General features: G+C 59.3%; 21 protein-coding genes and 2 tRNA genes. 6 read left to right on the forward strand and 17 right to left on the reverse strand.

The window, feature by feature from the left end:
* Positions 1–7: 7 nt before the first annotated feature.
* The 8 genes from rpoA2 to QMC96_00410 form a co-directional block, all read right to left on the reverse strand.
* The gene (gene rpoA2, locus QMC96_00375; GenBank protein ID MDI6875214.1) at positions 8–1,174 is read right to left on the reverse strand and encodes a DNA-directed RNA polymerase subunit A''; all 1,167 of its coding nucleotides are present in this window, start codon (positions 1,172–1,174) and stop codon (positions 8–10) included.
* Complete coding sequence (locus QMC96_00380) at positions 1,174–3,810, reverse strand: DNA-directed RNA polymerase subunit A' (protein ID MDI6875215.1); 2,637 nt, start codon at positions 3,808–3,810, stop codon at positions 1,174–1,176. The genes rpoA2 and QMC96_00380 overlap by 1 nt, the downstream gene beginning before the upstream one ends.
* A gap of 13 nt (positions 3,811–3,823) precedes the next feature.
* Complete coding sequence (gene rpoB, locus QMC96_00385) at positions 3,824–5,638, reverse strand: DNA-directed RNA polymerase subunit B (GenBank protein MDI6875216.1); 1,815 nt, start codon at positions 5,636–5,638, stop codon at positions 3,824–3,826.
* Entirely contained in the window at positions 5,635–7,194 is a 1,560-nt protein-coding gene (locus QMC96_00390) for a DNA-directed RNA polymerase subunit B'' (GenBank protein ID MDI6875217.1), read from the reverse strand. The genes rpoB and QMC96_00390 overlap by 4 nt, the downstream gene beginning before the upstream one ends.
* Before the next feature lie 16 nt (positions 7,195–7,210).
* Positions 7,211–7,462, reverse strand: a complete 252-nt coding sequence (locus tag QMC96_00395; protein ID MDI6875218.1) for a DNA-directed RNA polymerase subunit H — start codon at positions 7,460–7,462, stop codon at positions 7,211–7,213.
* 84 nt (positions 7,463–7,546) lie between these two features.
* Positions 7,547–7,620 (reverse strand) — tRNA-Lys (locus tag QMC96_00400).
* A gap of 494 nt (positions 7,621–8,114) precedes the next feature.
* Positions 8,115–8,750 (reverse strand): response regulator, encoded by a 636-nt coding sequence (locus QMC96_00405; GenBank protein ID MDI6875219.1) that lies wholly within the window; start codon positions 8,748–8,750, stop codon positions 8,115–8,117.
* On the reverse strand, positions 8,751–9,128 hold the full coding sequence (locus QMC96_00410; protein ID MDI6875220.1) for a roadblock/LC7 domain-containing protein: 378 nt from the start codon (positions 9,126–9,128) through the stop codon (positions 8,751–8,753).
* 449 nt (positions 9,129–9,577) lie between these two features.
* Between QMC96_00410 and QMC96_00415 the strand changes: the two genes are divergently transcribed.
* The 6 genes from QMC96_00415 (at position 9,578) to QMC96_00440 (ending at position 12,823) form a co-directional block, all read left to right on the forward strand.
* A complete protein-coding gene (locus tag QMC96_00415) occupies positions 9,578–10,198 on the forward strand; it encodes a hypothetical protein (GenBank protein ID MDI6875221.1) in 621 nt (206 codons plus the stop codon).
* 17 nt (positions 10,199–10,215) lie between these two features.
* Positions 10,216–10,746, forward strand: a complete 531-nt coding sequence (locus QMC96_00420; GenBank protein ID MDI6875222.1) for a hypothetical protein — start codon at positions 10,216–10,218, stop codon at positions 10,744–10,746.
* A 70-nt stretch (positions 10,747–10,816) separates the two neighbouring features.
* On the forward strand, positions 10,817–11,602 hold the full coding sequence (gene minD, locus QMC96_00425) for a cell division ATPase MinD (GenBank protein ID MDI6875223.1): 786 nt from the start codon (positions 10,817–10,819) through the stop codon (positions 11,600–11,602).
* Positions 11,599–11,802: a hypothetical protein gene (locus tag QMC96_00430; GenBank protein ID MDI6875224.1), complete on the forward strand. Its 204-nt coding sequence runs from the start codon at positions 11,599–11,601 to the stop codon at positions 11,800–11,802. The genes minD and QMC96_00430 overlap by 4 nt, the downstream gene beginning before the upstream one ends.
* Positions 11,803–11,854: 52 nt before the next feature.
* A tRNA-Pro gene (locus QMC96_00435) sits at positions 11,855–11,928 on the forward strand.
* Positions 11,929–11,971: 43 nt separating this feature from the next.
* Positions 11,972–12,823, forward strand: coding sequence for an ARMT1-like domain-containing protein (locus QMC96_00440; protein MDI6875225.1), 852 nt, complete (start codon positions 11,972–11,974; stop codon positions 12,821–12,823).
* A 72-nt stretch (positions 12,824–12,895) separates the two neighbouring features.
* Here the strand turns inward: QMC96_00440 and QMC96_00445 are convergent, their stop codons facing one another.
* The 9 genes from QMC96_00445 to QMC96_00485 form a co-directional block, all read right to left on the reverse strand.
* Positions 12,896–14,209, reverse strand: coding sequence for a site-2 protease family protein (locus QMC96_00445; GenBank protein ID MDI6875226.1), 1,314 nt, complete (start codon positions 14,207–14,209; stop codon positions 12,896–12,898).
* A 639-nt stretch (positions 14,210–14,848) separates the two neighbouring features.
* On the reverse strand, positions 14,849–15,496 hold the full coding sequence (gene rnhB, locus QMC96_00450) for a ribonuclease HII (GenBank protein MDI6875227.1): 648 nt from the start codon (positions 15,494–15,496) through the stop codon (positions 14,849–14,851).
* Positions 15,497–15,585: 89 nt separating this feature from the next.
* A complete protein-coding gene (locus QMC96_00455; protein ID MDI6875228.1) occupies positions 15,586–16,782 on the reverse strand; it encodes an NAD(P)/FAD-dependent oxidoreductase in 1,197 nt (398 codons plus the stop codon).
* Positions 16,766–16,951, reverse strand: a complete 186-nt coding sequence (locus QMC96_00460) for a 4Fe-4S binding protein (GenBank protein ID MDI6875229.1) — start codon at positions 16,949–16,951, stop codon at positions 16,766–16,768. The genes QMC96_00455 and QMC96_00460 overlap by 17 nt, the downstream gene beginning before the upstream one ends.
* 202 nt (positions 16,952–17,153) lie before the next feature.
* Entirely contained in the window at positions 17,154–17,900 is a 747-nt protein-coding gene (locus QMC96_00465) for a proteasome assembly chaperone family protein (GenBank protein ID MDI6875230.1), read from the reverse strand.
* Positions 17,888–18,049 carry an RNA-protein complex protein Nop10 gene (locus tag QMC96_00470; protein MDI6875231.1) on the reverse strand — a complete coding sequence of 54 codons (162 nt, stop codon included), beginning with the start codon at positions 18,047–18,049 and terminating at the stop codon, positions 17,888–17,890. Before QMC96_00470 ends, QMC96_00465 begins: the two co-directional genes overlap by 13 nt.
* Positions 18,046–18,834 (reverse strand): translation initiation factor IF-2 subunit alpha, encoded by a 789-nt coding sequence (locus QMC96_00475; protein MDI6875232.1) that lies wholly within the window; start codon positions 18,832–18,834, stop codon positions 18,046–18,048. Before QMC96_00475 ends, QMC96_00470 begins: the two co-directional genes overlap by 4 nt.
* Positions 18,835–18,841: 7 nt before the next feature.
* Positions 18,842–19,030 (reverse strand): 30S ribosomal protein S27e, encoded by a 189-nt coding sequence (locus QMC96_00480; GenBank protein MDI6875233.1) that lies wholly within the window; start codon positions 19,028–19,030, stop codon positions 18,842–18,844.
* Positions 19,031–19,036: 6 nt separating this feature from the next.
* Complete coding sequence (locus QMC96_00485; GenBank protein ID MDI6875234.1) at positions 19,037–19,315, reverse strand: 50S ribosomal protein L44e; 279 nt, start codon at positions 19,313–19,315, stop codon at positions 19,037–19,039.
* Between the last annotated feature and the right edge of the window lie 17 nt (positions 19,316–19,332).

A 19,332-nucleotide genomic window follows, 5' to 3' on the forward strand; every position in this document is an offset into this window, starting at 1 on the left:
AATTCACCTACAGCATGGGTTTTGCAATCAGTTTGACATCGCCCGTCCCGAGCTGGATGGGCTGCCCGACGATGATGTTTTCGGTCACCCCGTTTAACTCGTCCACCTCGTTTGCGATCGCGGCATCGAGGAGATGATTCACGGTCACCTCGAAGGCAGCCCGTGAGAGCACGCTCTCCTTCTCGCCGGCTATCCCGTGCCGCCCGATCTGCTTCACCTCGCCCTCCATGCACATCATGTCTGCAACCAGCATGATGTGGCGGACATCCACAAGGATACCCTGTTCACCGAGCGTGCTCAGGGCCTCGAAGATGATCGCGTTTCGGGCTGCCTCGATCCCGAGAACCTCTGCGATCTCGCTGATGTTGTTCGTCTTCGTGCGCGTGGTATCCACACCGTCGACGGCGAACACATCTTTAAGGTTGGAACCTTCAGTATAAAGGATATACTCTTCGCCTTCCTTCCGCACGACCACGCGCTCGATATCATCGAGCCCCTGCACGATGACGTTTCGGACGTGCTCTGCGAGCTGGAAGAGATTCTGGTAGCTCTCCCGGTTCTTGGGGATGAAGGTGAGCGATGCCCGTGCCTCGTCCACAGTGGACTCGAAGTCGCGGAAGTGCCGGCGCTCGCGTATCTTGCGGGGCGCAATCTCCATGATGGTCGCGGGAGCGATCTTCCGTTTCTCGCAGACCGCCGTGTTCAGCTGCACTCCGACCACCATGTTCTCCATGTCGATTGTGATATCGCCGAACTCATGGAGCGGAGCGGCCTCGATCTGCCAGCTTATCTCCCGCGCCTTGTCGCGATCCCCGGCGAACAGGGGGTTTAAGAAGATCGTCATCGTGGGAGTGCTGGGCTCTTTTCTGGCATCCATGATCTCGATCAGCCGCGGCAGACCTAGGGTGACGTTGATCTCAGCCACGCCCGCATAGTGGAACGTCCGCATCGTCATCTGCGTCCCGGGCTCCCCGATGGACTGGGCGGCCACGATGCCCACCGCCTCGGCAGCCTCCACGCGGGTGTTCTGGTACTCCTGCAGCACCAGCGAGAGGATACGGTTGAACTGCTCCTCCGTGACGTGATTCTCGGATAGGTGGAGGCGGAGCTGCTCTTTTGTCTTCTCCGGCAGCGTAGCCTCGGCGATTCTCGCCTCCATTTCAGGCTCCAGCATCAGCACTCCTCCTTCAGGACACTCTCAACGATGCCTTTCACGTCCACCGGGTTCCCGTAGCTGCTCTTCGAGGGGTCTGTGCCGTCCTCCCCGTACCGGAACTGGATGATTCGTCCCCCCGTCGTCCGGACCGTTCCATCGTAGGCGACCTTCAGATCCTGCAGCGCGTTGATCATCCGCCGCTGCAGGTAGCCGCTCTGCGATGTGCGAACGGCCGTGTCGACCAGCCCCTCGCGCCCTCCGATCGCATGGAAGAAGAACTCCGTCGGGGATAGCCCGCTCTTGTAACTGTTCTTGATGAAGCCGTGCGCATCTGCTCCGAGATCGCCCTTACGGAAGTGCGGCAGAGTTCGATCCTCGTAGCCTCGCATGATCCTCTCTCCGCGCACGGACTGCTGCCCGATACAGCCGGCCATCTGCGTCAGGTTGAGCATGGAGCCCCTGGCCCCGGAGACGGCCATCACCACGGCGCTGTTGTTCAGCCCGAGGTGCCGCCCGGCGATCTCACCCGTCCGATCACGGGCGCGTCCGAGCACCTGCATGATCTGCATCTCGAGCGTCTCTTCGAGCGTCCGTCCCGGCATGGGCTCGAGCTGACCCTCGCGGAAGATCCTTATCCTCCGCTCCACATCGTTTGCGGCATTCTCGAGCACCTCACGAATCTGTCCGTGCTCTGTCTTATCAAGATCCTCGTCGTCGATCCCGAAGGAGAACCCGCTCAGCATGATGCCCCGAATCGCCATCTTGGTGAGATCGTCGATGAAATCGGCCGCCCTTCGAGAGCCGTACTGGCGGATGATGCGGTGAACGATCTGGCCGTCGAAGGCGCCTACCGCCTTTTTGTCGATGGTTCCGCAGAGCAGTTCGCCGTCCACAATGCGGACGTAAGCGTCCCGTTCGCATCCCTCTCTCTTGCATTCATCGCAATTCTGGCAGGAACTGGCGCGGAAGACCATGTTCAGCTCCTTCGGGAGAATCATGGAGAAGATCTGCTTGTTCGACCAGTAGGGTATGCCATCCACCACCTTCCCCGGGGTCGGCAGGCTGTCCAGGGCGTTCTGCCGCACGATGAAGAGGGCATCGCTCTTGCTGAACCAGCGGGTGCCGTTCGTCAGCATGAAGATGCCGGATACGTGATCGTGGATGCCGCCGATGATCGGTCCGCCGAAGCGGGGCGATAGGATGTTCTCCTGGACTGCCAGAAGGATCTGGGCTTCCGCCTGCGCCTCCTCGGTCTGGGGTACGTGCAGGTTCATCTCGTCACCATCGAAGTCGGCGTTGTAGGGCGGGCAGACGGCGGGATTGAGTCGGAAGGTCTTTCCATCCATGATCCGCACCCGATGGGCCATGATGCTCATCCGGTGCAGCGAGGGCTGGCGGTTGAAGAGGACGATATCCCCGTTCCGGAGCTGACGCTCCACGGTCCAGCCCGGTTCGAGCATGCTGGCCACTGTCTCCAGATTGGTCTCCGAAAGCCGTACACGGCGGTTATCTGGACGTATAGCGTAGTTGGCGCCGCAGGGGCCGTTCACGGACGTGCGGTTCGGGCTGTTCAGGACGAACTGGCGCACCTCTTCGATGTTGAACTGGGTGACCCGCACGGGCACCGTCATCTCGTTGGCGATGGCCAGGGGGACCCCGACATCGCCGACGCTGATGTTGGGATCCGGTGAGATGACCGTTCTGGCGGAGAAATTGACGCGTTTGCCCGAGAGCGATCCCCGGAAACGACCGTCTTTGCCTTTCAGCCTCTGCGAGAGGGTCTTCAAGGGCCTGCCGCTGCGGTGCCGCGCAGGCGGGCACCCGGCCACCTCGTTGTCCAGGTATGTGGTGACATGGTACTGGAGCAGTTCCCAGAGGTCTTCGATGATCAGCTGGGGGGCTCCGGCGTCCTGGTTCTCCTTGAACCGCTGATTGATCCGGATGATGTCCACCAGTTTATGGGTGAGATCGTCCTCGGACCGCTGCCCGTTCTCCAGGATGATGGAAGGGCGCATCGTCACCGGGGGGACGGGAAGCACGGTGAGGATCGTCCACTCCGGGCGGGCCACTTCGGGGTTGATGCCGAGGAGGCGGAGATCTTCGTCCGGTATCCGCTCGAGCCTGGCGCGGATGTCCGCCGGTGTCAGCTTGTGCTCCATTTTGTGTCCGTCCTCGACCCAGGTCTCCGAGAACGTGGTGGGTTTCTCGAAGTTGATCTTCAGCTGCTGGGCTCCGCAGTGGGGACAGATCTGCTCTTTCTTGATGTCCTTCTCCGTCACGACCTCGCCGAGCTCGTCTTCCGAGCCGGTGACTTTCTCGATCTCCTCCGCGCCCATCAGGAGGCGGCTGCACTCCCGGCAGGTGACGCGGAGCAGCTTGCGGATGAGACGGGTGTACCCCACGTGGATCACCGGCTTCGCGAGCTCGATGTGCCCGAAGTGTCCGGGGCACTCGGCCGCCTTCTGATCGCATGTCTTGCAGCGGAGACCGGGATCGATGACACCGAGGTTCAGATCCATGAGACCCTGGGGGTAGGGGTATCCGTCCTCGTCGTAGGTGTCAGCCCAGATGATCTTCCGTACGCTCATCCTGCGTATCTCTTTGGGCGATAGCAGCCCGAACTCTATCTTTCCTATTCTCTTTGGACTTGGCATGTTCTCTCCCCCCTTACACCATGTCTTCCAGTTTCAGCCTGGGGGCAATGCCCATGCTCTTCATCTCGTCCAGGAGGAGTTTGAACGCGTAGCTCATCTCCACGGCATAGATCTCGGTCTCTCCCCCACAGGCGAGACAGCGGGTCACGTTGCGCTTGCGATCCAGCATGGCGATCATGCCGCACCGAGCGCAGACGTACTGGACGACCTTGTCGGACTCGTCGAGGAGCCGCTCCTTGAGCGCCATCGCAGCCCCGTGCCCGATCATGACATCCCGCTCCATCTCGCCGAACCGGAGGCCTCCCTCGCGGGCCCTCCCTTCCGTGGGCTGGCGCGTGAGCACCTGCACCGGTCCACGGGAGCGGGCATGCATCTTGCTCGAGACCATGTGGTAGAGCTTCTGGTAATAGATAACCCCTACGTAGATATCGGCCTCGAACTGACGCCCCGTTATGCCGTCGTACATCACCTCGCGACCGGTATGCGAGAATCCCAGTCTCCTCAGGGAGTCCCGCAGCTCCTCTTCGGAAGCACCGGTGAAGGCGGTTCCGTCGATCCGCCGCCCTTCCAGGGCTCCCACCTTGCCCCCGAGCATCTCCAGCATGTGGCCGATCGTCATCCGGCTCGGGATGGCGTGGGGATTGATGATCAGATCCGGCGTGACGCCCTGTTCGGTGAAGGGCATATCCTCCTGAGGCGCTATGAGGCCGATAACACCTTTCTGTCCGTGGCGGGAGGCGAACTTGTCCCCGACTTCTGGGATACGGAGGTCGCGGGTCCGCACCTTGACCAGACGGGAACTGTTCTCTCCTTCGGTGATGATCACCGTATCCACGATGCCGTGCTCGTTGCTGCGCATGGTGACCGACGTATCGCGGCGCTTCTCCACGGCGATCAGTTCGCCCGTCGGCTCCTCCAGGAATCGCGGCGGTGAGGTCTTGCCGATGAGGACATCCTTCTCGTAAACGACCGTCTCCGGATTGATCACGCCGTCTGCGTCCAGATGCTTGTACGCTTCGGCCCCATGGGCGCCAGTGACCTCCTCGTCTGGCACCTCGATCTTGTCAACCTGTCCGCCAGGATATCGGCGCTCCTCCCCCTCATAGGTGCGGAAGAAGTGGGAGCGTCCAATCCCTCGGTCGATGCTCGCTTTGTTGAAAATGAGCGCATCTTCGATGTTGTATCCCTCGTAACTCAGGATCGCCACGACGAAGTTCTGACCGGCCGGCCGGTCGTCGGATCCGATCACCTCCGAGGTCTGGGTGTGCACGAGAGGCTTCTGCACGTAGTGAAGCAGGTGCCCCCGAGTGTCCGGGCGGAGCTTCATGTTCGCCGCGCCGAACCCCAGCGCCTGTTTCACCATCCCGGCCCCCATCGTCACGCGCGGGCTGGCGTTGTGCTCCGGGAAGGGGACATGCGCGGCGGCGATGCCCAGGATCAGGGAGGGATCGATCTCCAGATGGGTGTGATCGGATGTGAGATCCTCTTCATTGATTGCGATCAGGAGGTCCTCCTCCTCCTCCGCATCGATGAACTCGATGAGACCGCGCCGCACAAGGACGCTGAAGTCCGCCCCGTCGTCCCGTATCTCCCGGATATCGTCGTTTGTGAGGAGAGGTTTTCCATTCTCCACGATGATCAGCGGACGGCGGGCTCTGCCGCGATCCGTGAGAATCACCACCTCGTTGTTGTACTCCTTGTAGGATACGTTGATGTCGCCGGAGATCTCGCCGCGGCGGCGCATCTTCCGCATCTGGCTGACCAGGTGCCGCGGATCGTCCACAAGACCGATGAGCGCGCCGTCGACGAATACCCGTGCCTTCTTCATGCAGTCTCCCTCCGCAGCTCTTCGACGCCCAGGCTATAGAGGATGCGTTTCACTTCCTCCTCGTCTTCCACGCCCTTGCTGATCTCGACCATCTGCGCGAAGTTCTTCACAAGGCCGCAATTGGGCCCTTCTGGCGTCTCGCTCGGGCAGATGCGCCCCCACTGGGTGGGATGGAGATCCCGCGCCTCGAAATGCGGCTGGGAGCGCGAGAGGGGGGATATCACCCGCCGCAGATGGGATAGCACGCTCATATGATCGATCCGGTCCAGCAGCTGGGAGACGCCGGTGCGCCCGCCCACCCAGTTACCGGTGGCAAGCGGGTGCAGAAGCCGTTCCGTCAGGACGTCCGCACGAACCGCCGTGGCGATGGAGAGATCGCGGTGCCGCATGCTTGCCCTCTCCAGCTGGTACTTGATATCCCGCGTCAGCCGATTCAGGGAGATACGGAAGAGATCCTCCATCAGGTCGCCGGCAAGCTTCAGACGCTTGTTGGCATAATGGTCTTTGTCGTCGATATGCCTCTTCTCGAGGACGAGATCGAAGCAAGCTTCCGCCATCCGTCCGAGGAAATGCGCCTTCGCCAGACGAACCCCTTCGATCGTCTGCCGGTAGCCCTCGTCGCCCTCTTTCATGCCGGGGGGGATTAGGTAGTTCAGGTGGGGCAGCAGGTAGTTGTCCAGAACGAACTCGGCCCGCTTCCGCTGGTAGTCCCGAGTCTGGTTCGGCGCGAGCTTCTTGCCCACATACATGATCCCGCAATCGACACTGTCGCACTCACTCTCCTCGAGGTTCTGCATCATGAACGTGAGGATATCCTCATCGGTGGATACCGCGCTCACGATATCGTGATCGCTCACCATGCCGAGCGCCCGCATCAGGTCAACGAAGCGGAGGTGGCCGGCGACCGATGGGAACGAAACCTCGAGGAGGTTCTTCCGGTTCCTCTCGACCACGACGAGGGCACGGTAGCCCCGGAATTGGGAGAAGACCTTCGCCACGTAGATGCGCTCGTTGTAGCGCTCGGTGTACTCTGTCATGATCTTATTCGAGGCGAGATCCTCAAGGGTCATCAGAACGCGCTCGGTCCCGTTGATAATGAAGTAGCCTCCGGGATCCAGAGGATCCTCCCCGCGCAATATCCGCTCCTCGTCGGAGAGCCCGTAGAGGTTACAGGCGGCCGATCCCACCATGATGGGCAGCTGTCCGATGGTCGCGATCACCGGTTCCTGACGCTCCCCCCCCTGGACGAGAGTCATGTCCAGGTGGATGGGTGCTGCATAGGTGAGGTTCCGCAACCGGGCTTCGCTCGGGAAGAGGTCGGCCTGAGATCCGTCCGCCTCACGGACCACGGGCTTTCTCACCTCGATCGTGCCGAGTTCGACCCATACCGGTTCGTTGCTCTTGCCGCGACTCTCGATGTCCGTCTCGATGATACGTTGTTCGTTCACGACCTTCTGGAGATTGTACTGGAGAAAATGGTTGAAAGAGTCGAGTTGGTGGCGCGCAACATGCTCCCGAGAAAAGAATGCCCTAGACAATACACTTCTATCCAACAAGAAATCAGCTCCGCTATTATTTTTTGGGCCTTCTGACAACTAGGCGATAGGATTCGGATCTGCCCGCTGTCTGACTGGTGCGTATGATCTTCAGTATATCCCCGGGTTTGGCTTTTATTGCCTTGGCTGCGGGATCGTCGTGATATATTTTGGGTAACTGTTCGGGTGTAATTCTGTAGGTGGAGAGTAGCTGCATGATCTCCTCCTCACTCATAATCTGGTGCTCCGGCACCATTGCATGCTCAAGCACGTTTAATGGGGTACTCATCACATCCCCTGCTCACAAAGAGATCCTCATTATCGATATGCTCATCACCGGCTCAAAACCCACCACAGATTATGGCTGTGGTAGCGGGCCCGGGGGGATTTGAACCCCCGGCCATCTGGTTAAAAGCCAGACGCTCTACCTAGCTGAGCTACGGGCCCAAGGGGTAGCATCATTTGGCATTATTACAATGCGGGAAAAGTATATAAAATTTCTCACTACCGGCGCAAATCGGGGCTCCCCTCCCTCCCCAACGCCTCATCGGTAATCGCAATGCGATTTTAAAAACTCATTGCAGAGGCATCGGTGCGGTTCCGTGCTCGGCCCTTCACTCATGGATTGGCACGAAAGCGTCGGTTGCCTTGTACGTGCCCGCTGGCGCTGCACTCGTCTGCGATTCCCTTTCCGGCGTCTCCTGAAAGCATCGAAAATTTTCTCATGGGCGATCGGACAACATCTCACAGGCCACCATGTACTGCTCGCCCGGTCCTGCGCGCAATGTCTGTAATTACGGGCGATCGGCGGCCCCGTCGGAGTGGGGAGAATCCAGTTCCCGGGTTGGCGTATTTTCGCCGACAGATCTGCACAACGGCGGTTGTTCTCGCGGTTCCAACCGTCGCAGTGGTCGAATGGCAAAGAAAGCGGGGGTGAGATTCTATCTCTTCTCGAGAACACGCCCGAGGTCGGCTCTGAGCATCTCCAGACGTTCTTCCTGGCTTCGAATGGAGAGAGCCATCGTCTTGATGGCATTCGATATCTTCTCGCTCACTTTGATCTTGGGGTCGTGGACATCGTACGTCGTCTCCAGAATCTTCAGCAGCCGCTTGTTGACGTCGACGTTCTTGTTCAGCGAGGCATACTCCTCGATTACGTGATGATCGAGTCCGGCCTTTCGTGCCGCCTCCACGTCCAGTCGAATCGCCTTTCTGCGGTTCAGGACGTGTTCGATGGTATCATAGAGCTCGCGGTGCGTAATGGGCTTCAAGACGTAATCCTCGATGTAGGGTCCGTATTCCTGCGCTTCATCCGGAGTCAGCTGCTTTGCTGTGAGCATGAGAACGGGAATGTCATGACAATTCGGATTGCTCTTGATGCGCTCCAGCGTCTCCCATCCGTCCATCGGCTCCATCATGATATCGAGGAGGATGATATCGGGTGTCACCTCTTTCAGGATATCGAGGGCCTCCTGTCCACTGTATGATGCAATCGCTCGATACCCGCCCCTTTCCAGCATGGTCACAAATACGTCGACAATGAAGGGACTGTCATCCACTACAAGGATCGTGTACATCTACCACTCACTCCCAATTCGATCGGCAACTTCTCGGAGCTGTTCGATTGTTTCCTGATCAGCTGTCGATATCCGGACGACAGCGATAAGAAGGATCTTCTCCCCGGCACTCATCAGTAAAATCTTTGCATTTCCGGAGTTAATAATAATGGATGATGGCGAACCGAGGTCGAGGATACTCGCTACGGCATCGGCCGAGGAGAGTATGCTTGCACACATAACACCCACCAGCCGTGCGGATTCGCCCCCCTCCTCAAAGTATTTCCCCATCATGATGCCGGTCTTAGTTACAAGTGCGCATGCTATCACGCCGTGTATGGACCTGATTCTGTCGATTGCTCGTGCGACAGTCTCTTTTGTTACCGGATGCGCATCCATCACCGATTTGCTCCAATATTTCTCTAGCTACATTTCTATTATATCAATATATCTTTTTTCTCTTGCGACCTTTAATTTGAACAGATTAAAAATAGTGATACATTTTAGTCTTTACTGAAGAACAGGTCCGAATTCATCTTATATGGCATGCTGACCGCCTCTCTCTCCTTCAACAGCGCGATCGCCTCCTGCCCGCCAAGAGCTGCCGTCCTGGTAACCAGAACGCCATCCATTGCGCCGGGGAGGGCGTGCGGGAACGTAGGGGAGGTGGCGATGGGGGATCTCAAGAAGGCTCGACCGGGATGCAGAGGCTGCCGGAAAAAGACTCTCCAAACACGAATCAAAGGAAGAATGTCGTAATAATTTCTAATATAAATGTTAAAAAGGCAGAAATATTTTAAAAATCAAGATCAATAGTATTATAAAATGAAGAAACATTTATTAGTACAATGCAACTTCCGAGAGGCACGTTCCGCTCCATGAAGAAAGGCGTCACACTGGAGGCGCTGCTTCGGGAGCTGAACGAATCGCCCTTCTGCGGTTACTGCACCATATCCGCCAGTACGGGAGTCTCCACGCTCGTCCTGGACCGAGGCAGGTGCGTTCTCGCGGAGTGCCGTCATCTGAAGGGGGACGACGCCTTGAGGATGATTCTTGACCAGGGGGGATCTGATGTGGATGCCGAACTCCGCCATCTCTCCAGCACGCAGCTGCAGCTCGCGTTTGAGTTCAACAGATCCGCGCTCGTGGAAAGAGCCACGTCTCTCCTGGATCTCCTGGGATCTGAAGCAGGAGCGAAGAATGAACGAGAAGGCGTCGTGGCACGGGAGGCGGTCAGCAGATCCAGCCCGACCGGAAAATCCGATACCGGCGCAGCGCCTCCAGCGATAGACCGGCCGCGCACTGCACCTTCGCCACGGGTCCAAGATTCAGAAGCCCTCTCCAGCATCAACCGGGATCTGGAAGCGCTGGATTCCATGGACCTGGAGAGCCTGGCCGATAAGATCCGGCAGAGTTGCAAGAGGACGGTGAGACGTCTTCACCTCGAGCATCTGATCGAGGAGGAATAGATGCGAGGATGATAGGTATGGATAACACAACATTGGGACTGATAATCCTTCAGATCATAACGGTCCTCCTGCTCGCAGGTGTGGTACTGGAGGCGATCGTTGCAGTTTATCTGGCAAAGATTCATCGGAAACTGGATCTTGCGGCGATTCCGCCCCTTGGATCTTCCGGTATGATCACGACCCGCCCACCCCCCGAGGCAGAGGGCGCGGAGATGCCGGAGAGCGTGGATCTCATCCAGGGGTTCAGCAGCATGACGGAGAGCATCCGGGCGCTCGCGGGTAAGTACGGTCTCCAGTCGTTCACACTCGCCACACAGGACGGACTGGTCGTCGCTTCGTCCAGTCCCGGCAACCAGGAAGATGCAGCAATCTACAGCCACCTGTTCACAAAAGGCGAGAAGCCCGACGATCCGCTCGTGCAGCTCTTCGGGATCCGCCATCGGGGTTCGTCTCTGATCGGCATCGTAAAAGCACATCGCACAATACCGGAAAGCTGGATGAAGTCGATAGAAGAGGATGTAAAAATAATTTTAGGCAGGTGGCTGTAACATTTCGTGCAACGATATATTAATTATCCTTAAATAAATTTACGACAATAGTTCCATGTGAAGGTGTTGAATGGTCAGGGTTTATACGATCGCTTCCGGTAAGGGCGGCACGGGAAAGACCACGGTCACAGTCAACCTGGGAACATCGCTGGCCAGATTGGGTAAAGAGACATATGTCATGGATGCCGATATCGGCATGGCCAATCTGGGGCTGATTCTTGGCCTTGAGGATGCCCCCGTCACCCTGCATGAGGTGCTCGCCGGTCGTGCCCGGGTCAGCGATGCCATCTACGAGGGACCGGGGGGTCTGAAGGTGGTGCCGAGCGGGATATCCCTGCAGGGATTCCAGCAGGCGGATCCCGAACGGCTGAAGGACGTGATGAAAGAGCTCGTGAACCGCTGCGAATTCCTGATCATCGATGCACCTGCGGGGATCAGTCGGGACGGGGTGATTCCGCTGGCCATTGCAGACGCGGTCATCCTGGTGGTGAACCCGGAGCTCTCCTCACTTGTCGATGCCCTCAAGACCAAAATCCTGACCGAGGTCGTGGGTGGAAAGATTCAGGGCGCGATCCTGAATCGGGTCGGTGCCGATAAGACGGATTTCGTCAACCAGAAGGTGGAGAAAGTTCTCGGGGTCGAGATTCTGGGAACGATCCCGGAGGATCCCAATATACGGCGGGCGGCATCGTTCAAGACGCCCGTGGTGCTCAAATATCCCACGTCACCGGCAGCCAGAGCGATACGGCAGATCGCAGCTGGTCTGGCTGGCTGCCCGATCGACGAGAAGGTGGAAGAGCAGAAGGACGGTTTTATCGATCGATTTGCAAGAGCACTGTTCAGAGGGCGACGATGAGTCTGAGTCTGGAAGGGATCCTGCTGATATTCCTGGGCTCCGTGATCGTTCTCCTGCTCTTCATCATGTACATCATGCTGGTGCGGATCCGGCAGCTCCTCGGTGAGCTTGAGGTGATGGAGAGCAGGATGAAGGTGACCGATTCCGAGCTCGAAGAATTGACCAAAAACGTCGAAGAGTTCAAGAAACTAAGGATATAGGGGCCTGCCGCGGGAAGCGAAGGTAGATAAGGGATCCGCACAAACGTGATAGGGGGCCATAGGGTAGCCTGGGCATCCTAGGAGACTGGGGGTCTTCTGACCCGCGTTCAAATCGCGGTGGCCCCATAGATTTTATTGCCCTCCCGTGAAAGAGTTAGCTCCAGTTTTCATGAAGATCAAACCCCGCTGCTTTGAGTGTCTTCTATCCCGCGTGGAGTTCGAGAGCCGGCTCTCGACGGACGATCGGGAGCGCATCGAGCGGGTGACATCAGCCTGCCGGGCTCTCCTTCGCGAGAAGTTCTCACCCGACCAACCTGCCCCGCGGATCGCGTCCACGATCCACCGCCTGGCCTATCAGCTGCTGGACGATCCCGATCCCTATGCCGGATTGAAAGCGTCCTGCAACGCCCAGGCGATTCAGGCGGCGGAGCGCATCGGGCCGACTCTCCATACGCTGCGCGATCACATCATTGCCAGCGTCATTGCCAACACGTTCGACTACGGCGTGCAGTCGCACGAGGTGACGGACGATTTCCTCCGCTACTATCAGGAGAAGATGAAGGACGGGCTCGCCATCGACGATATCGATGGGATAGCGCAGCGGACTGCACGCATCGTCTACTTCACGGACAACTGCGGCGAGATCGTCATGGACGCGCTTCTGATCCGCTGCTTAAAGGAGCGCGGATCGCGTGTGACCCTGGCCGTGAAGGGGGCTCCGATACTGAACGATGCCACGTGCGAGGATGCCCGTCTGCTGGGTCTGGATCGGGTGGTCGATCGGCTTACGACGACGGGCAGCGGGGATATCGGAGTGACCCTGGAAAAGGCGCCCGAGGATCTCGCCGATGCCCTGCAGGAAGCCACGCTCGTCATCGCGAAGGGGATGGCCAACTACGAATCCCTGACAGAGTATGCGGATCTGCCGCCCACCGCCTACCTCATGGCCGTGAAATGCGATACAATCGCGGAGAGCGTGGGGGTTCCCAGGGGTTCCCTGGTCGCGATGCTCGTGCCCTAGTCGTTCTGCGCCGACGAAGACTGCCCCCGTCTCTCATCGGGGAAGGGCCTCGGATATCCCTCTGCCCACCCGTCAGAGGGATCCGGTTTCTGCCATATACCGGAAGATGTGCGGGAGAACGAACGTAAGCAGGATCAGCATCAGCATGAGCACGCTCGTGAAGGAGATTACGTAAGGGGCATAGCGGGACAGTCCCCAGCGGTTGAAGAGTCGGTCCACGCCTTCTTTGAAGATGTACCCCCCGTCGAAGGGGATCATGGGGATCGCGTTGAACAGCCCCACGTTGACGTTGAACCAGCCCGCCCAGAAGAGGAGGTGGACCACTCCCCAGAACTGGCTGAACGGGACGCTGAAATATGCCATCTCGGGCGCATCGAACCCCAGGAAGCGTATGGGCATCAATCCGAAGCGGTTATCGATGTCCAGCGGCAGGATGAGCAGGCCAAGTATCTGGAAGGGGGATCGGATCGACTGGATGGAGCGGATGACCCCCTCACCGTTGTAGTACTCGATTCCCATGAAACCGGAGTCCCTGTCGCCGAATACATCCGGCCATTCCGTGAGGGTCAGCGTATGGCTCTGCATGACACCGTTCTTCTCGACGGCAAGGGTTATCGTATCACCGGGCTCGGTGGTCTGAAGAATCGCAGCGACATCTGCGGGCGTTCGAACGGGGATCCCGTCGATGCTGCGGATGATCGAGTTCGTCGGAACTCCTGCAGCATCCGCGGCGTAGTTCTGGTAGATGCCGTAGACGACCGGTTCCGATGTGGGAACTGCCATCCCCACGAGCAGGATCATCAGGACGAAGCAGATCGCGCCGAGGACGAGGTTGTTGGTGATCCCTGCACCGTACATCCTCGCTTTCTCTGCACTGCGGCTCTTCTCCACATCCTCTTCGTCGGGCTCCACGAAGGCCCCGATGGGAACCACCGCCAGGAGAAGCCCGACGCTCTTCACCTTGATGTTTTCAACCCTGCACAGGATACCGTGTCCGAACTCGTGGATGACGATGGTGAGGAACAGGCTGAACCAGACGGCGAACGTGGAGGGGATGAACTCGTTCACGCCAGGGATGATGAGCACGTTCCAGGGATCGATCGCATTCTGCTGCTGCTGGGCAACGATTAGCGCCACGCCGAGAAGGAGCAGGGCTGCCATCGCGACGAGAACCACTCCGACGATGGCGACTCCGGCTGATCCGTACCAGCGCAGAATTCTCCGATAGGGGATAAACCGGTCTAAAAAAGCCACGTTCTGGCTTCTAATCATCATGATGGGGCCGTAGAAGGTGATTCTCTCGGCCCACAGCCCCTTCCTCTGGATATACCCTGCGACAATAGCGTAGAGAGCGACGAAAAAGAGCGCGATCAGGACCCAGTTCATCCTGTAATCATTCGATCCCGATCGACATAAAGATGGTGCCCCGCCGCATGGATCTCTCAACAGCAATCGGGATGTGAAATCCAGGCCTTTATCATGAGGGGCGTTCCGGGGACGCGGGGCGGGATCTTCCGGCAGCCTGCGACGTGGGGACAGCTGCATGTGTCGCACCATCTGGAGATTGGGCGCGATTGCCCGAGTCGTATCGATTCCTCGGGATTATATGTCCGTGCGTAGGCCGGCGGGTTTCGACAGAATGGTATCCCGCCCCTGATCGTCCAGAGCGCGGTGCGGGATACGAGTCCGCTTCTCTCTTACGACTCCTCTGGTATTGGGACAGGCCCGGATAGGGGGAGCAGGGGACGGGAATGCACCACGTTTGCCCTGAGGGGATTTTAGGACGATCCATCAGGGCCCATCGCACCAGGGAGTCCCTCCGAATCGCCGAACTGGCTCCATCGCACGCGGGGACGCAGCCGATCGGGGGGAGGGGATTTCACCCCGTGGGAAATCGGGCCGGATTGGAGACGAGAAGGATCGGGCACGCCTGCGGTGCGGCCGCCCCGCAGGGATTCACACCCAATCCCCTGCAGGACCGAACGCAGCCCCTTCGGATCGATTTCGTATGGGGGTACTGCATCCCTATCCGGGAAAGGACGTGATCCGGGACTGCTCCAGCTGGAGCGAGAGGCTGGTGATGGTCTTCCAGCTCTTCCTGGCAAACGGCGGCGCCTTTCCTTCCGCCTGCATATACGCCTTTAAAAAATCGATCGTCGTCGCATCAGAGGGGTAGCCGCTTCCAATATCGCCGTACTCTTCCTTGAGCCGGTCGATCGCCCGGTCGCGGTTGACTTTCGCCACGATGCTGGCTGCACCAACGATGGCGTATCGTTTATCGGCACTGTGCTCGGCCACCACCGCGATCCCCGGAGGCAGGTGTGCTCCGACCATGCGGGCATAACGCGATGCATTCACGTCGCAGGCATCGACATACGCGGTCGGGACCGCGAGGTGAGCGATCACCTCGGCATGGGCCTTCGCAACACGGCGGTTCAGGCTCATCCCCGGTCGTGCAGCATCGATCTCCGCGGGGGGGATGACCGCCAGGGCGGTGAGGAAGCGATCCTCGATCATGGCAAAGAGCTTCTCCCTCTGCCGGCGGGAGAGCTCTTTGGAATCCCGGATCCCGAGGCCGAGGCAGTCCTCCAGCGATCGGCAGCTCACACCGGCGACGACGAGCGGTCCGAGCACGGCTCCTTTCCCCGCCTCGTCCACACCGCAGATTGCCATCGGTTGTTCCTCCAACAGCATCGTTCTCGAGGATCCAGCCGCTGTCTCCCCCTCCGGCGCGCTATTGCCGCAGACAGGGAGTCGAGGCGTCAGGACAGGGCATCCCGGAGGGCCTTCAACTCCAGCAGCAGTTTCGGGTTCCGTTTGATCAGCTCACGGATGAGCGTGAACGTGCTGAACTCGGCAAGATCGATACTGGCGCCCGTATGTACCAGCGCATTCAGCTTCTCGTCGGACAGGGTGATGAAGTACTCCTTGATCTTGTAGTTGCGCTCGATCGCCTTACCCATCCGGGAGGTGCGCCAGGCAGTATCGTAGGCCATCAGCCGCTCACGGCTGCAGTCTCCCGCTCCGATGCATTCGGCGGCCACTGTGGCGGCAAGATCTCCCGTAAACATCGCGTTGTAGATTCCGCCGCCCGTCAGGGGATCCACGACGCGGGCGGCGTCCCCCACGATCATGAGGCCGTCCCCCACTGTGGATGGGAGAGGCTTCGAGACCGGAACGCCCCCCACAATGCACTCGATCGCCTTTCCTCCCGGAAACTGACGCCGGACGAAGCGGTCGAGATAATCCTTTGCACGATGGCCCGATCCGCTCTTTCTGCCCGTTATTCCGATGCCGACGTTCGCAGACCGCTCCCCCTTGGGAAAGACCCAGAGATAGCCCTCGGGGGCGACCTCATTGCCCAGGTAGAAGACCGTCGCACGCGGGTCGATCTCGATATCCGTTAGCAGATACTGGGCGCAGCTCATCAACTCGCGGAGAGGGACAGTCGTATCGATCCCGCACCAGCGGGAGAACTTGGACTCCACCCCATCCGCCGCGATGACCACATCGGCGCGTACCCGCTCAACCTGGCCGCAGCGTTCCACCACGGCGCCCTGCACCCTCCCTCCCTCCAGGATCGGCGAAGTCGCACGGGTCTTGACGGAGACATCCGCTCCCGCCTCCGCCGCCTGCCAGACAAGCTCTCGATCGAAGACCTTTCGGTCGAGGATGTATCCCACCTCGTTGCCGGCCATCCCGGCCTCGAGCGTCATCGAGGATCCGTCGGGAGCGACGATTCGGGCCCGCTCGATATCCGCAGCGATCCACCGCTCGTCGGGCTCGACGAACTCGGTCAGAATGTCCTTCCCGATCCCCTCTGCGCAGCGTACCGGGACGCCGATCGCCGGCCGCTTCTCCACAAGGCAGACCGAGAGCCCCTTCCGCGCCGCTGTCCGCGCGGCTATCGCCCCGCCGGGCCCACCACCAACGACCAGGACGTCATACTGCCGTCTCATCGTCCACGACCTCCAGGGCCCCCAGCGGGCAGGCTCTCGTGCAGATCTTGCAGCCGGTGCAGTGGTCATCCACGGTCAGGTAGGCGTCGATGAGTTCCAGGGCTCCCGCCGGGCAGACCGAAACGCAGGCACCGCAGTAGCCACAGACATCTCTACGTATGGTGAGCATTCATCTGATGTTGGGCAGATACGCCGATAATACTTCCTTTTTATCGAACGGATCGGCTGCTGCATCACCATCTCTCCCACAGTGAGTCCCGACCGGGCGGATCGCTCATGGGAAGGAGATAGCTCCCCTGCCGTGACAGATGCAAAAGTGTGGCGGGACGGGCAGGGAAGGCATCCTGCGACCTGCCCGCCCTCCCGGGAGGCTATCCGATGTAGTTCAGCTCGTCTTTCGCTTTGGCCTTCTCGCCTTCGCGGATCTGGTCGATCGCCTGCTCCATCTCCGCGGCGCGATCCTGGAGTGTCGTTGCATCGACGGCGACACCGATCAGTCTGCAGAGCACGGAGAGAACTCTGGATGCGCTCTTCGGGTCGACAAGATACCCGGAGGTCTCCCCCATCAGGCAGATCCCCTCCATGTTCCGCAACGCCCCAAGACCGAGGAGGAGCCCGGAGGCTCCGACGATTCCCCCGACGGTACCGTCCCGGCGGAACGTCACGCCTGCCGCTTCGGCCTCGGCGCGGAGGTGGGGCATATTCACGGCGCCCAGGACCATGGGCGTATCCACGAGGTGCCCTACCCCATAGCCGCCCAGGGTGTACAGTCGGCGAACGCCCATATGCTCGGCGACATCCAGGTAGCTCTGGCAGAGTATGTAGTGCCCCTCGCTCGTCGTGCTCTGGTGATCACCCACCAGGAATACGATCCTCCTGCCCTCACCCTCCCAGAAGTAGAGCTCGTTATTGGCCAGGTGGGTGATCCCCTGCGGATCGATGATCACTTGGGGCGGCAGGTAAATGGAATGAATCTCGGCGATCTTCTCTGCGGAGAGTTCCTCTATCATGTACTCCGCCACCAGTTTGCCGACCTGTCCGATGCCGGGGAGCCCCTCGATCAGGGTGTCCGCCTTCACGTCGGTCGTATCCAGGAACTGAACGGTTACGCGCTCCATGCCTTCATTCTCCTCCGGTAGGGCCCATACGCGTCCAGGGGCGAGAATCGTGCCGGGTGCGCCGGTACGGTCGCCTGACCGCAGAGGGGGCAGCAGGGTGAGAGAGTGTACGTCCTGTCCCGAGGGCAGCGTCGGATGCAGCGGCTCATGCGGCTTTACCCGCCTTCTGTTTCCGACTGAATCTTCCGATGCCGTCTGCCTTCTCCATCACGCGGATGGCAGCATTGGCAGCTTTTTCAATGGCCTTCTCCGCCTGTTTGTAATCCGGCGCGGTTACCTTCACGCGGTAGATCGGAGCTCCCACGTACGAGAGCTCGATGTCCACGTCCGGCATCTTCAGCTGGGCGCTGCGGAGGGCGCGCCGGATGACATTGACGCCATCGGACTTTCTGGATGTCAGTTCCAGGAAACCCGTGATGGTCACGCGCGGAATCTTAACGTTCTCCTCAGCGATGCGCAACAGGACTGAGGCGACCGGATCCTCGAACCCCAGTTTATCTACTGCCTTTTTTCCGTTGACGACTGCATCCTCAAAGAAGGGGAACAGGAGACCATAACCCTGGTAGATCTTCTCCTCGATCTTCTGGGGGGTTTCGCCCGTCTCCTCGCTCACGAATCCGATCCAAGTACGAGCCTTCTGTTCGTTCTTCCACTCCCTAATCTTCTCGCGGCGTTGATGCTCGTTTACATCCTTGAGAGAGAGATCGATATGGCCTCGCTGGGCATCCACATGCAGCACCTTGCATACGACCTTCTGCCCCTCCCGGATATAGTCCCGGATGTATTTTACCCAGCCGGTCGCGACTTCGGAGATGGGTATGAGGCCCTGGCGTCCCCCGTACTCATCCAGACTGACGAATGCCACGAAGTCCCGGACCTCCTGGACCGTGCAGACCACAAGTTCGCCTTCGTCCGGCCATGATCTCTCGTGCATGCGGCAATCACTTCACGATCGCGAGGATCTCTCCTCTGATAACCGCCTTTCCGCCGGTCGGTTCGGCAAGAACCTCTCCACAGACCACGCAGTCTACCCGGCTGCTGGCCCGCTCGAATACCAGCTGCTCGTTCTGGCACTCCGGGCACTTTACGCGGCAGAACGCCGTCCTGTTCTCTCTCTCCAGTCGAACCACAGATCTTCACTCCGTCAACTCGAACTTGCTGATCCGGAACCCTTCGCGCAGAAATGCCTTCTTGCACTTCGTGCAGCGATACCGCACATTGATCTTCTTCGTGGGCTTCTCACCGCCGGGCACCTTGGAGAACTTACCCCTGTTGCCCACCGTGCCGCGCCGCGCCTTCTGGCGGTCGATCCAATTGAGACCGCTGGACCGCCCTTTCTTAACCTTCTCGACCTCCACGACCTCGTGCCGCTTGCAGTGAGGGCAGTACGTGGTGAATTTTGCTGGCATTTTCATAAAATGAGCCCCATGTA

Source organism: Methanomicrobiales archaeon, from assembly GCA_030019205.1.
GTDB lineage: Archaea > Halobacteriota > Methanomicrobia > Methanomicrobiales > JACTUA01 > JASEFH01.